This is a genomic window from Nitritalea halalkaliphila LW7 (assembly GCF_000265075.1).
Classification (GTDB): Bacteria; Bacteroidota; Bacteroidia; order Cytophagales; family Cyclobacteriaceae; genus Nitritalea; species Nitritalea halalkaliphila.
On sequence record NZ_AJYA01000011.1, the window covers coordinates 42,322 to 55,700 of the forward strand.

Below are 13,379 nucleotides of genomic sequence, written 5' to 3' on the forward strand. Positions count from 1 at the left end.
AGAATTAGAAAGAGGTTTTAGCGTATGTCAGAAGAAAAAATGATGAGATTAGGTCAGGCCGCCCGAAAATTGAATGTGGGCTTAGCCACCATAGTGGAGACACTAGGGAAAAAGGGCTATGAGGTGGAGCTGAACCCTAACTCAAAAATTAGTGGTGAGCAGTATAGTCTGCTTGCAAAAGAATTCAAGTCCTCTGCGAAGGAGAAGGAAGAAGCTTCCCATCTTTCTATAGGCAAAAGGCATCATGAAAACTTCACGATTGAAGCGGCTTCTGATGCGAAAGAAGTGAAAAAAACAGAGCATAAAAAACCTGAGCCGAAACCACAGCCTGCTGCTAAGCCGACAGCTAAGCCTGAAGTGAAAGCTGACGATAAAGTGAAGGCGGAAGCGCCAAAGCTTCAGGGAATAAAAGTGCTGGGTAAAATCGATTTAGGCGGTAAGGGAAGCCCTGCTCCTAAACCAGCTACTGAAAAAGCACCAGAACCTCAAGCAGCCACTCCGCCTTTAAAAGAGGCGGAGAAAAATGCTCCTCAGGCTGAGAAGCCGCAGGCAGAAAAACCTCAAGTTACACCTCCTGCTGCGCCCACTCAGCCGGAGACGACTCCTTCTACACGCGCTGAATCTAAACCACCCAAAGAAACTTCGGTGTCGGCAGCTAAGCCAGACTCCAAACCAACAGCAATCAATAAAGAGTCTGCTCCGGCAGCCGATAGTAAAAAGGTGATAAAAGCAAAAGAAAACACTCCTCCTAAGGCGCAGGAGAAAGCGCAGGAGCCTGCTGCTCCAGCACAGAAGAAAGAGGTAGCAGCCTCTCAGGCGCCGGCCCCGAAAGAAGATGCCAAGCCTGCCGAGACAAAAGAAGACCAGGTGATTTCTGCCAAAGCGGAGTCACTGAAAGGGCTTACAGTACTCGGTAAAATCGAGCTCCCCGTGGAGCGGCCGAAGAAGAAAGGTGGAGGCAACAAGCCTGTCGCCAGTTCTGACGAGCGCGGAAATAAGAAAAAGCGTCCACGCAAGCGTATCGATAAACCTGGTACGCCCGGAGCAGCGGGTGGAGCCACAGGTGCTGGAGGGAATGCAGGAACACGCCCACAAGGTCAAGGCGGTAATCGTCCAAACCAAGGCGTTGCAGGAAATAATCGACCTGGAAACAGAAACAATCCACGAGGTGGAAATCAACAGCGTGGTGGCGATAAGCGTACCGTTAAAGCGGAACCTACGCAGAAAGAAATCCAAGATCAGATCAAGCAGACACTGGCGCGTCTTCAAGGAGGCGGCAAATCTGGTGGAGGGAAAGGGAAAAACCGTAGGGATAAACGTCAAGAAAGAGGTCGCGACACCGACTCTGGAATGGAGGAAACGAAGTTACTTCGCGTAACGGAGTTTATCTCTGCGAATGATTTAGCCTCACTATTAGATGTCTCTGTAAACGAAATTATCTCGACGTGTATGAGTTTGGGCATGTTCGTGTCCATTAACCAGCGTTTAGATGCTGAAGCGATTACTGTTATCGCAGATGAATTCGGTTACGAAGTTTCCTTTACGAAGGCGGATGAAGAGGAAGAAATCGTCGAAGACGTAGACGCTGAGGAAGATTTAATTCCACGTGCGCCTATCGTTACGATCATGGGTCACGTCGATCATGGTAAAACATCCCTACTCGATTACATCCGTCGTTCTAAAGTTACTGCTGATGAGGCGGGGGGTATCACCCAGCACATCGGGGCGTATGACGTGAAAACGGCCCAAGGAAATAAAATTGCATTCCTAGATACTCCTGGTCACGAAGCCTTTACGGCCATGCGTGCGCGGGGAGCTAAGATTACAGATGTCGCGATTATCGTGATTGCTGCGGATGATGACATCATGCCTCAAACGAAAGAGGCGATTAATCACGCGCAGGTGGCTGGTGTACCGATGATCTTCGCGATTAACAAGGTGGATAAGCCAAATGCAAATCCGCATAAAATCAAAGAAGCACTAGCAAATATGAACTTGCTCGTGGAAGAATGGGGAGGTAAATACCAGTCCCAGGATATCTCTGCGAAAACAGGTGCGGGTGTTGAAGAATTACTTGAGAAAGTACTCCTCGAAGCGGAAATTCTGGAGTTAACAGCGAACCCAGATAAAAACGCTGTGGGTACAGTAGTAGAAGCCTCCTTAGATAAAGGACGTGGATACGTAGCCACCGTTATGGTTCAAGCGGGTACCTACGTGTACAGGATGTCATTTTAGCAGGTCAGCATTATGGACGTGTGAAAGCGATGTTCGATCATACAGGTAAAAAGCTTAAAGAAGCGGGTCCTTCCACTCCTGTGCAGGTCCTCGGTCTAAGTGGTGCACCACAGGCTGGTGACACCTTTAAAGTCTATGATAATGAGCGCGAAGCACGTGAAATAGCGAACTCTCGCGAGCAGATCCTTCGCGAGCAAAGCATGCGAACGAAGAAGCACATTACACTGGATGAAATCGGTCGTCGTCTCGCCATCGGTAGCTTTAAAGAGCTTAACATCATCATTAAAGGTGACGTGGATGGTTCTGTAGAGGCGCTTTCTGATTCCTTATTGAAGTTAAGTAAAGACGAGGTAAGTGTAAACATCATTCATAAAGGTGTAGGACAAATTTCGGAATCGGATGTTCTCCTCGCTTCTGCTTCTGATGCGATTATTCTCGGTTTCCAAGTACGACCTTCCTCGAACGCGAAGCGTCTCGCCGAGCAGGAGGAAATCGAAATCCGTCACTACTCGATTATCTACGATGCGATCAATCAAATCAAGGATGCTATCGAGGGAATGTTGGAGCCAGAATTCGAAGAAGTCATCACTGGAAATATCCAAGTGCGTGAGGTATTTAAGATATCTAAAGTGGGTACCGTGGCTGGCTGTTACGTGACCGATGGTTTCATCACGCGTAAGAACAAGATTCGCGTGATCCGTGACGGTATCGTGATTCACGATGGTGACATCGATCAGCTGAAGCGTTTTAAAGACGATGTGGCTGAGGTGAAGGCAGGTTACGAGTGTGGTATCTCGATTAAAAACTATAATAATATTCAAATCGACGATACGATCGAAGGCTATACCATGCAAGAGATCAAGCGTAAAAAATAAGCGAATGGAGGTAGTCGCCTCCATATTATAAGCGAAAAGGCTGTCAGTATTCTTGACAGCCTTTTCTTTAGTTTAAAGGATTTTTATATGATTCATTTACTCAAGGGATTTGCGCTTTTTATCGCCTTTTGGGGACTTTTAAATATGCTAATCGGTTTTATTCGTCCCGTTTTTGTGCTTTGGTTTTTAGATCGCTTTAATCGACTAAAGGTACTGCGTGTTTACGGGGGCATGGCCCTTACAGGAGCTGTTCTGTACGGGATTCTGCATGTGTTAACCGCTGCCAGCTAAAAGAGAAGCGCCTGCACGGATAACGATCAGACAGAAAGTTTTTCATCTTCCTCTTGGTTGATTTCTTTTTTTAAGCGCTGCCGCGCAAGGAGAATCAGCGCGAGTGCCATTATAAATAAGACAGCGGCTATCGCGGACAGGACATATACCTCCTTTTTAAAATTATTAAAGGCAAACAGTGCGAGAGAGCTGAGCGTGACACCGAACATAAAAAACATGGGAATGGTTACGAAGCGTGCTTCCACTTTCTGACGTATTAGCCAGACAGCTACCGCCAGAAGTGCCAGCGCGGCGAGTAATTGGTTCGCAGAACCAAAAATAGGCCATAGGGTGCTAAATTCTCCCGATGTAAGGAGGAGCATAGACACGATAACGACGAAACCAGTGGCCACAAAGCGGTTTTGGCCTGTAGCCTGCAGGCGCTTTTCAGGGACATTATCGAAGTATTCCTGGACGGTGAAGCGTGCCAGTCGGGTGCAGGTGTCTAAGGTGGTCATCGCGAAGGCGGATACGGTAAGGGCCACGAAGGCGACGGCGAAACTTTCCTCCAGTCCGAGGCTACTAATCATTTGGCCTAGGCCAGAGGCAAAAAGCGGTACAGGTCCTTCCGCTCCTAGTCGTTCTATGTATTCACCGCGACTTAAAATTAACACAGAACCTACGGCAATAATGGCTAAAAAAGACTCAATAAGCATTCCGCCGAAGCCCACGATTTTCGCATCGCTAGGTTTGTCGAGCTGCTTGGAGGTGGTTCCAGAGGCTACCAGGCTATGAAATCCGCTTATGGCGCCACATGCCACGGTGACGAATAGAACAGGGAATATGTAACCGAGGGTATCGCTACTGATATAGATTTCACTGTCCATCGCGATGCTGGGGTTAGCTACCAGAATGCCCGCTACAGCAGCCAGCATAAGCCCGTAGAGAAGGAAGCTGTTCAGGTAGTCCCGAGGCTGTAGCAGCACGGATACCGGTGCTACTGAGGCAAAGAAGGCGTAGGCCATCAGCAGGTAGATCCAGAAATCATAAGAGAGGGCTAAGGGAAGCTGCATGCCGAGGTACACGAAATAGTACATGATCGCCACTCCAGCAATAGTGAGTAGGGAAAATCCAACTTTCGTGCCGCCAAAAAAGCGGTTTAACTGCCCAAACACTATAGCCAAAACGATGAATAAGGCGGATGCGGAAGCCACGCCGGGGTTATTGACGAAGGTTTTAGCGATGATGTCAGCGAAGACGGCGATGACCAAAATGAGCGTAGAGAAGGAAAAGAGGATGAAAAGTCTTTTGCCTTTTAGGCCAATGTTTTTTTCGATGATCACGCCGATAGACTTGCCTTGATGTTTTAAGGATGCGGCGATACTTCCCAGGTCATGAACGGCACCGAAGAAAATTCCACCGATGAGAATCCAAAGCACAGCAGGGATCCAGCCGAAAGTGACTGCGATGATGGGGCCTACTATAGGTCCTGCGCCGGCGATGGATGCAAAATGGTGTCCGAGGACGACGCCCGGCTTACTGGGAACGTAATCTACGCCGTCTTGGTAGGTGTGAGAGGGCGCAGGTTCGCGATCGTGCAGGTTGAATTTAGCGAAAACATATTTTCCGTAGATACGGTAAGCGAAAAATAAAAGCACTGCTGCTGCGAGTAACAGATAGATAAGTTGCATGGTATACAGGGTTTAATGTTAACATCTAAACGACAAAATGAACCTGAAGTGTTTGTAGCTTAAGGTGTAAATGCGCTAAATAGCTGTCGATGTATGTGCATAACTTATTTGAGCTAGATGCGTGTAAAGCACAGTAAGATAGTCTTTTCATTTTATTTAATGGAGAAAGCGGCTAAATTTGCATTTCCTGAATATGTTTTCTTCACCAAAAAAGTTAATATGGCTTGGTTTAAACGTACAGACAAAGGTATCAAGACCTCTACAGAGGAGAAAAAGGACACCCCAGACGGGCTTTGGTTTAAGACCCCAAAGGGAAATATTATCCATACGCGTGAATTAAAAAATAATGCGTATGTGTGTCCTGATGATGATTACCACGTCAAAATTGGCTCTAAGGAATACTTTGCGATTCTATTTGACCATAATAAATTTGAAGAATTAGATGCGGACATGCGTTCTGCGGACCACTTCACTTCGTGGACACGAAGCCTTATACAGCTCGAATCGAAAGTTCGATCAAGAAGGCGGAACTTAACGACGCTGTACGAGCTGCGGTGGGAAAATGCGACGGACATGACTTGGTAGTCGCATGTATGGATTTTAATTTCATCGGAGGGTCTATGGGCTCTGTGGTGGGGGAAAAAATCGCACGCGCCATCGATTACTCCCTAGCGCATAAGGTGCCTTTTATGATGATTTCTAAGTCTGGTGGAGCGCGTATGATGGAAGCTGGATTTAGCTTAATGCAGATGGCGAAAACATCCGCGAAGCTTGCGCGATTAGATGAGGCAGGTATTCCTTATATTTCTTTGCTGACAGATCCTACCACAGGTGGGGTGACGGCCTCTTATGCCATGCTGGGCGATTTTAATATCGCAGAACCTGGCGCATTAATTGGTTTCGCAGGCCCACGTGTTATCCGTGAAACGATCGGAAAAGATCTGCCGAAAGGCTTCCAAAGTTCTGAATTTGTGCTCGAGCATGGGTTTTTGGATTTCATAATCGATAGACGGCAGTTGAAAAGCAGAATAAGCACACTTCTTCAGCTTCTGAAGAACTAAGTGTCTTTTAGACCTGTTTTGAATTAGGAATAGAGAAGAATTCTTCAGCAAAAAGCCTGTATTTTCTTCTTTTATATAATATATTTGTAGGGAATAGCATATCGCGTACCGTAAATTAATGTAAATCATAGTTAAATGGGTTCTGTAATTATTACATCGATTGTAGCATTTACCTTTATTATCTTGCTACTCGTGTTTATCTTATTGTTCGCCCAGTCTAAGCTTGTGAATTCTGGTGATGTGAAGATTATCATCAATGGGGATGAGAAAAATCCTATTGTAGCTTCTGCCGGAACGACCTTGCTGAACACCTTGTCGAATAAGAAGATATTCCTTCCTTCCGCCTGTGGAGGCGGTGGAACTTGTGCCATGTGTAAGTGCGTGATCGAAGACGGAGGTGGTGAGGTACTGCCGACGGAAGAAGGTCACCTATCGCGTGCTGAAAAACAAGAAAAAGTACGTCTATCTTGCCAAGTGAAAGTGAAGCAAGACATGCGTATTCGCATTCCCGAAGAGATTTTCGGTATCAAGAAGTGGGAATGTGAGGTTGTTTCGAACTACAACGTTTCTACTTTCATCAAAGAATTTAAAGTGAAACTACCTGAAGGCGAGACGTTAGACTTCGAGCCGGGTGGATATATTCAGGTGGATGTACCGCCAGTGACGGTTAATTTTAAAGACATCGATATCACACCACACCCTGAATTAGGGCACAAGCCTGATGTGTACAAGTCGGAGTGGGATAAGTTCGGTATGTGGGATCTGGTCATGAAAAATGACGAAGAAATCTTCCGCGCTTACTCTATGGCGAACCACCCAGCAGAAGGTAATATCGTTATGCTGACCATTCGTATCGCTACCCCACCATGGGACAGAGCGAATAACAAATGGATGGATGTGAATCCTGGTATCTGTTCTTCCTATGTTTTCGCTCAGAAAGCTGGTGATAAGGTTACCATTTCAGGGCCTTATGGGGAGTTCCACATTAACCCTACCCAGCGAGAGATGATCTACATCGGTGGGGGTGCAGGTATGGCTCCTTTACGTTCGCATATCTTCCATCTCTTCCATACGGAGAAGTCAGATAGAAAGGTATCTTACTGGTATGGTGGACGTTCGAAAAAAGAACTTTTCTACGTGCCTCATTTCAGAGATATCGAAAAAGATTTCCCTAATTTCTCTTTCCACATTGGTTTATCTGAGCCATTCCCTGAGGATAACTGGAAACTAAAAAAATCGCTGGATGATAAAGAAGGTGATGGTTATGTAGGATTCATCCACCAAGTGCTGTACGATAATTATCTAAAAGATCATCCTGATCCGGACGAAATAGAATTTTATCTCTGTGGTCCTCCGTTGATGAACTCAGCAGTATTAAAAATGCTAGAAGATCTAGGGATTCCAGACGAGAATATCCGTTTTGATGACTTCGGAGGTTAATATCGACCACCTCTATACAAAGGAAACCCCGCGGAGCGGGGTTTTCTGCTTTTTAAGCCAAAAAAAATCCGTATTTTTGATGTAATTTAAATCCTTTTACTCTTGGAAAATTTTTTCTACCCTATCTCCGAAGAACTTACACAACTCAATTATCACCCTCGGTCATTCTATGCGCATATTTATGCGCATACTGGGTTTTTTCCGGATTTATCACATATCGATGTGGTGCTTATCGGGCTAACCGAAGCACGTGGTGCCCAGCATAACCAAAGTATGGAGCGTGGCACTTTCGAAATTCGCGAGAAGCTCTACCGCTTAATGAAGCACGATACCCGCATTAAGGTAGCGGACCTCGGGGACCTTATTCCTGGAGATACCCTAGAAGAAACCTATGCGCGGATAGCCGAAGTGGGACAGCGGTGTCTGGAAAAACAGCTTCTGCCCGTTTTTTTTGGCGGTAGCCATGATCTAGATATCGGACAATACAGAGCATATGAGGGCATGAATAAAATGGTATCGCTACTGACTGTGGATGCCAAAGTGGATATGGAAGAGATTACGGGCGAGCCTTGTGCTGGGCATACGCAACAGATTGTTTTGCATGAGCCCAACTTTCTGTTTTCCTCAGCGCATATTGCCTATCAGCGCTATTTAAATGATCCTGACCTGCTGATGGCAATAGAGAAATTAAATTTTGATCTCATGCGTCTGGGGGAGTTACGCGCAGACATAAGTGAGGTGGAGCCGCTACTGCGGCAAACGGATCTGGTTTCCTTCGATCTCTGTGCTATTCAGGCCGCAGATGCCCCTGGAGTTTACGATGCACAAGCTTTTGGCCTTACGGCCACAGAGGCCTGTCAACTAGCCCGATTCGCGGGGAGTAGCGAAAAGTTAAGCTCTTTCGGGCTTTATGGATACCAGCCCTATTATGATGATGCTCATAACCGTACCGCGCAGGTGGCTGCGGTCATGCTCTGGTATTTTATCGATGGTTTCTACGAGCGGGAGCATAACCTGTCCTTTGATTCTGTGGATTACATGAAATACACGGTATCCCTCGATACGAAAGGGGGGGTGCTGACCTTTATAAAAGCAAGCGTACCAACAAATGGTGGATGGAAATTCCGCCGGCGCAGTTAGACGGGTTTTTTCCCTTACGGCACAAGCGAGCGAGTATGATCCCCTGTACGCGCGAGGATTATGCACTCGCACTTTCTGGAGAGATTCCCGATCGCTGGATTCAAGCACAATTGAAAAATGGTTAAAACGTATACCAAGAGCCAGTTAGCCCTCCGAAATGGTCAGGATAGGCCCGAGATTTGGGTCGCCTACGCAGGTAAAATTTACGACGTGTCCAGTTCGCGGCTTTGGAAAAATGGCAAGCATTATGAGCACTGGGCTGGTCAGGACCTGACGGAGGAGCTGGCGCAAGCTCCTCATACGGAGCAGGTTTTTTTAAAATTTGAAGTCATAGGAACGCTAAAAATATGATCGTATTAGCAGACAGCGGTGCCAGTAAAACAGACTGGAGAGTCATCGATAAGGGGAAAATTACGCAGTTTCGTAGCCCGGGTTTTAACCCTAACTATCAGCATGATGCGGAAATTCGTGAGGCCCTCAATCAAGAGTTTCTTAAGGACTTAGGAACGCAAGCGGAAAAGGTGTTCTTTTACGGTGCAGGCTGTACGCTGCCAGAAAATAAAAAGCGTGTAGCAGAGCGACTGCGGGAAGTTTTCCCCAGCGCTATACTGGACGTGCAGCATGACATGATGGCCGCGGCACGAGCCACGCTCGGGCGAAAGGCAGGAATCTCCTGTATCCTAGGCACCGGAAGTAATAGCTGTGATTATAATGGTGCTGAGATCATCGCCAAACGTCCCGCCCCAGGCTTTATCTTAGGCGATGAAGGCAGTGGTTCTGCTATCGGTAAGCAGTTTATCCTAGATTTTATTCATGATGAAATGCCACTACATATCCGGGAAAAGCTTCTGAAGAAGCAAGCATTGGACTACCCGACCATCATCCAACAGGTATACCAGGCTCCTTTTCCAGGAAAATATTTGGCTAGCTTCTGTGAATTTATAACGGAAAATAAATCAGATCCCTACTGTTTTTTATTAATTGAACAGGCTTTCGTAAAATTCTTTGAGAAGCATGTGCTGAAATACGAGAATTATACCGAGAAAACTGTTAGCTTTGTAGGGTCGATTGCTTTTTATAATAGTGATATCCTGCGTCGTGTGGCCACGCGTTTTCAAATGCCGGTCGCTACGATTCTGGAAAGCCTATTGCTGGTCTCACCCTCTATCATTCTGCCGATGAAAACGACTGAAAGCCCCTCATTATACGATAACCTCGAACTTATGGAGGTCGGAGATTTACTCCGCCACATGAACGAGGAAGACCATAAGGTACCCGAAGCGGTGGCTAAGGTGCTTCCGAATGTAGAACAGTTTATTCACGCACTCGTCCCCCGTATGCAGGCAGGAGGGCGCCTCTTTTACATAGGAGCGGGCACTAGTGGCAGGCTGGGCATCTTAGATGCCTCCGAATGCCCGCCTACTTATGGGGTACCGGATGATGTGGTTATCGGTCTCATCGCGGGAGGCGATCAGGCCATTCGAAAGGCAGTAGAAAATGCTGAGGATGATGAAGAGCAGGGCTGGATCGATATACAGCAGCATGGTTTTCATCCTCAGGACAGCGTTATCGGCATCGCCGCTTCAGGCACTACGCCCTATGTGATCGGGGCTATCCGTATGGCGCGCGAAAAAGGGCTTTTAACGGCCTGTATTACCTGTAACGCCGATACACCTTTAGCCGCAGTCTCCGAGCATCCCATCGCTGCTATCGTGGGTCCCGAGTTTGTTACTGGAAGTACGCGCATGAAGGCGGGTACCGCCCAAAAGCTTTTGCTTAACATGATTTCCACAAGTGTCATGATCAAGCTGGGAAGGGTAAAAGGAAATAAAATGGTCGATATGCAGCTCTCAAATGAAAAGCTCGTGCTCCGTGGGACCCGAATGATTATGGAATCTACAGGCCTAGCTGAAGCAGAGGCCAAGGAACTTCTCCTAACCAAAGGCTCTGTTCGGGCAGCCGTGGAAGACTTCTATAAGCCTAAGCCATAACCCGCTGATACACTTTTATTTATTTCATCGAAATAACAAATTATTTATCGTATATTTGCAGCCCCGTAGCGCGATGCTCGGGGTTTATTCATTTACAGCAGGGATGTTGCAATACGCATGAAAAATAACAAGAACAACAAAAGTAATGCGCCTAAGGGCGTTTCCAACAAGTCTGGTGCTGCGTCTAAGCCTTTTAAGCCGCGTGCGACAAGTTCCAAGCGGTTCCGCAAAAGGAAAAGAGGCTCCGTACACAGCCAAGTCCACTCAAGAAGGAGATTTTGCAGCGAGGGTGAAGCGGATGTTGGCCACGGGCCAAATCGAAGAAACGGATGTCGCCAAAGCAGTGCAGCAGTATAAAAAATCTGAGGCGCGCGATCAGGAGCGTTATGGAAAGGGCCCTAAGGGAGTTACAGCGAAGGGGGAGCGCTCAGGAAAGCCTGGCTTTAAAGCGGAAAAGGCTACCGAGAAGGAAGCAGCACCGCGGACCTATGTCGGTAGAGACAAGCAGGAGCGCCCGGTTTTTGGCGAAGCCAAAGAAGGAAAAGGCAAAAGAAAGCCTTTTAAGGAGACGAAAGGGAGAGGTAGCGTGACAGAAGAGCAGGAGCGCCTTCCTATGACTTCTCGCGTATCGAAGAGAAGCGTAATAAGACACCGAAGACCTCACTGCGTCTCAATAAATTTATCGCTAACGCGGGGATTTGTTCCAGAAGGGAGGCGGATACGCTGATCGCTGAAGGGGAAGTGAAGGTGAATGGAGAAGTGGTGACGGCCTTAGGCGCGCAGGTGTCGCCTACGGATGTCGTGACCTATAAAGGAAAGCGTATCTATCCGGAGAAGCCTGTCTATGTGCTGTTAAACAAGCCGAAAGACTTTATCACCACCACCGATGACCCATTAGAGCGCAAAACGGTGATGAATCTGGTGAAAAGCGCTGGTAAGGAACGTCTGTTTCCTGTGGGGCGTTTAGACCGTAACACGACGGGCTTACTGCTATTTACAAATGATGGCGAGTTGGCGGCCAAGCTGTCGCATCCAAGTAATAAAATCAAAAAGATCTATCAGGTTACGCTGGATAAGCCGCTTACACGTGGGGATGAGGAGACGATTTTAGCGGGCTTTGAGCTGGAAGATGGCGCTGTACAGGTGGATGACATGCAGGTGCTTTCAAAGGATCGCCGCATTTTAGGTCTGGAGATTCATATCGGTAGAAATCGTATCGTACGCCGTATTTTTGCCCATTTCGGGTATGAGGTAACTGCGCTCGATCGTGTGATGTATGCTGGGCTCACGAAAAAAGACATCAAAAGAGGGGATTATCGGTTCTTAACTGAGAAAGAGGTGGTCAACTTAAAGTATTTCAAGTAAGCCGCTTCAGCTGCTTTTTGACAGTTTAGTAGCTGATGCTGAACAATCCTTAGGGGCTGTGCTTTTCTTTTAGAGAAAGTGCAGCCTTTTTTTTGTGTGTGCTAGCGAAAAAAGAGGGATATTTAGAGAGAAAAAAGGAAGAAGATGCGGTGAAGTCCAAACAACTTAGACCGATTTTAAATTAATAAGATAAATAGTATGCATGCCTACTATTTTGTATTTTGCATTTCAATACGGGTAAGCGGTTCGTGTGATATGAAACGAGAAAAAACAGAAAGCAAAGCGGTTCGGGTGGCTTTAAGTGCTGCGGAGATGGGGGTCTTGGATTCCAGCGGGCAAGGGGTTTTTGGCTGCAGTCCCGTGTGGGCTTTCCTTGGTAGCGCTGGGCAGAAAAAGAAAAAGCCCTCAGAGAGGGCTTTTCGTGGTGATGAGTGGACTCGAACCACCGACTCACGGATTTTCAGTCCGATGCTCTACCAACTGAGCTACATCACCGTTTGACCGTTATTGTGATGCAAAGGTAGGCATAAGATCGATACTTGCAAATACTCTGAACAAAAAAATTATCAAAAAAAACGTCAATAAACAATAAATCAAACAGTATGAGTGTGTTACCTCAAATCGCTTTTTTGGTCATTTTTGCCATCGCAGGGGTGATTCTATATAAGAGGATCTCTTTCTTACGTAGAAACATCTTTTTAGGCAAACGCGAGCAGCGGAATGACCAACCGGAAGAACGCTGGAAGACCATGTTGCTGGTGGCTTTAGGCCAAAAGAAGATGTTTAAGCGCTTTATTCCCGCGTTTCTTCACTTGTTAATCTATGTCGCCTTCATTATCATCAACTTGGAGGTGCTGGAATTTATCATCGACGGCCTTTCGGGAGCGCACCGGATCTTTGCGCCAGCGCTAGGGGGGCTGTACACGGTAGCCATGAATATCTTCGAATTCCTCGCGATCGCCGTGCTCGTTTCATGTGTGGCCTTTCTGATTCGAAGAAATGTGATGCACATCAAGCGTTTCCGTATGGGGGAGCTGAAAGGCTGGCCGGCGCTGGATGCCAATTTGATTCTGATCATCGAGGTGATCTTAATGTTCGCCATTCTTACCATGAATGCCACGGATCAGATTTTAGCAGAGCGCGGAGTAGAAAAATACGTGCTGCTGGATGGGCTGTTTTTTAGTGGCTTGATTCAGCCGCTCTTCGTGGGGATGTCTGAGACGTGCGTCCAAGGCATCATCAGGGGACTAGGGCGTGGTGGTTCCACATCGTCGGTATCTCGGTTGCATCTATGTGACGTACTCGAAACAC

At 47.0% G+C, this 13,379-nt stretch carries 8 protein-coding genes, 1 tRNA gene and 3 pseudogenes; 10 read left to right on the forward strand and 2 right to left on the reverse strand.

Features of this window, described 5'->3' with window-relative positions; translation table 11 throughout:
- Nucleotides 1-24: 24 nt before the first annotated feature.
- Both infB and A3SI_RS04405 read left to right on the forward strand, forming a co-directional pair.
- Nucleotides 25-3,110: pseudogene (infB, locus tag A3SI_RS04400) on the forward strand (translation initiation factor IF-2).
- Between the two features lie 87 nt (nt 3,111-3,197).
- Nucleotides 3,198-3,401 (forward strand): hypothetical protein, encoded by a 204-nt coding sequence (locus A3SI_RS04405; protein ID WP_009053847.1) that lies wholly within the window; start codon nt 3,198-3,200, stop codon nt 3,399-3,401.
- Between the two features lie 26 nt (nt 3,402-3,427).
- Here A3SI_RS04405 and A3SI_RS04410 read toward each other — a convergent pair whose 3' ends face one another.
- Nucleotides 3,428-5,071, reverse strand: coding sequence for a carbon starvation CstA family protein (locus A3SI_RS04410; protein WP_009053848.1), 1,644 nt, complete (start codon nt 5,069-5,071; stop codon nt 3,428-3,430).
- 219 nt (nt 5,072-5,290) lie between these two features.
- Here A3SI_RS04410 and accD point away from each other — a divergent pair.
- From accD to A3SI_RS04445, 7 genes and pseudogenes are all read left to right on the forward strand, one after another.
- Nucleotides 5,291-6,132 (forward strand): annotated as a pseudogene (gene accD, locus A3SI_RS04415) (acetyl-CoA carboxylase, carboxyltransferase subunit beta).
- A gap of 135 nt (nt 6,133-6,267) precedes the next feature.
- Complete coding sequence (gene nqrF, locus A3SI_RS04420; protein ID WP_009053849.1) at nt 6,268-7,572, forward strand: NADH:ubiquinone reductase (Na(+)-transporting) subunit F; 1,305 nt, start codon at nt 6,268-6,270, stop codon at nt 7,570-7,572.
- Between the two features lie 102 nt (nt 7,573-7,674).
- Complete coding sequence (locus tag A3SI_RS04425; RefSeq protein WP_009053850.1) at nt 7,675-8,712, forward strand: formimidoylglutamase; 1,038 nt, start codon at nt 7,675-7,677, stop codon at nt 8,710-8,712.
- 117 nt (nt 8,713-8,829) lie between these two features.
- The gene (locus tag A3SI_RS04430; protein WP_009053851.1) at nt 8,830-9,063 is read left to right on the forward strand and encodes a cytochrome b5 domain-containing protein; all 234 of its coding nucleotides are present in this window, start codon (nt 8,830-8,832) and stop codon (nt 9,061-9,063) included.
- An 827-nt stretch (nt 9,064-9,890) separates the two neighbouring features.
- Complete coding sequence (gene murQ, locus A3SI_RS04435) at nt 9,891-10,703, forward strand: N-acetylmuramic acid 6-phosphate etherase (RefSeq protein WP_040670146.1); 813 nt, start codon at nt 9,891-9,893, stop codon at nt 10,701-10,703.
- A gap of 202 nt (nt 10,704-10,905) precedes the next feature.
- Nucleotides 10,906-11,430 (forward strand): hypothetical protein, encoded by a 525-nt coding sequence (locus A3SI_RS04440; protein ID WP_156810163.1) that lies wholly within the window; start codon nt 10,906-10,908, stop codon nt 11,428-11,430.
- Entirely contained in the window at nt 11,331-12,068 is a 738-nt protein-coding gene (locus A3SI_RS04445; RefSeq protein ID WP_040670140.1) for a pseudouridine synthase, read from the forward strand. The genes A3SI_RS04440 and A3SI_RS04445 overlap by 100 nt, the downstream gene beginning before the upstream one ends.
- 422 nt (nt 12,069-12,490) lie before the next feature.
- Here A3SI_RS04445 and A3SI_RS04450 read toward each other — a convergent pair.
- A tRNA-Phe gene (locus tag A3SI_RS04450) sits at nt 12,491-12,563 on the reverse strand.
- 107 nt (nt 12,564-12,670) lie between these two features.
- On the opposite strand from A3SI_RS04450, the pseudogene A3SI_RS04455 reads away from it, so the two are divergent.
- A pseudogene (locus A3SI_RS04455) lies at nt 12,671-13,379 on the forward strand (Fe-S oxidoreductase); the annotation flags it as partial.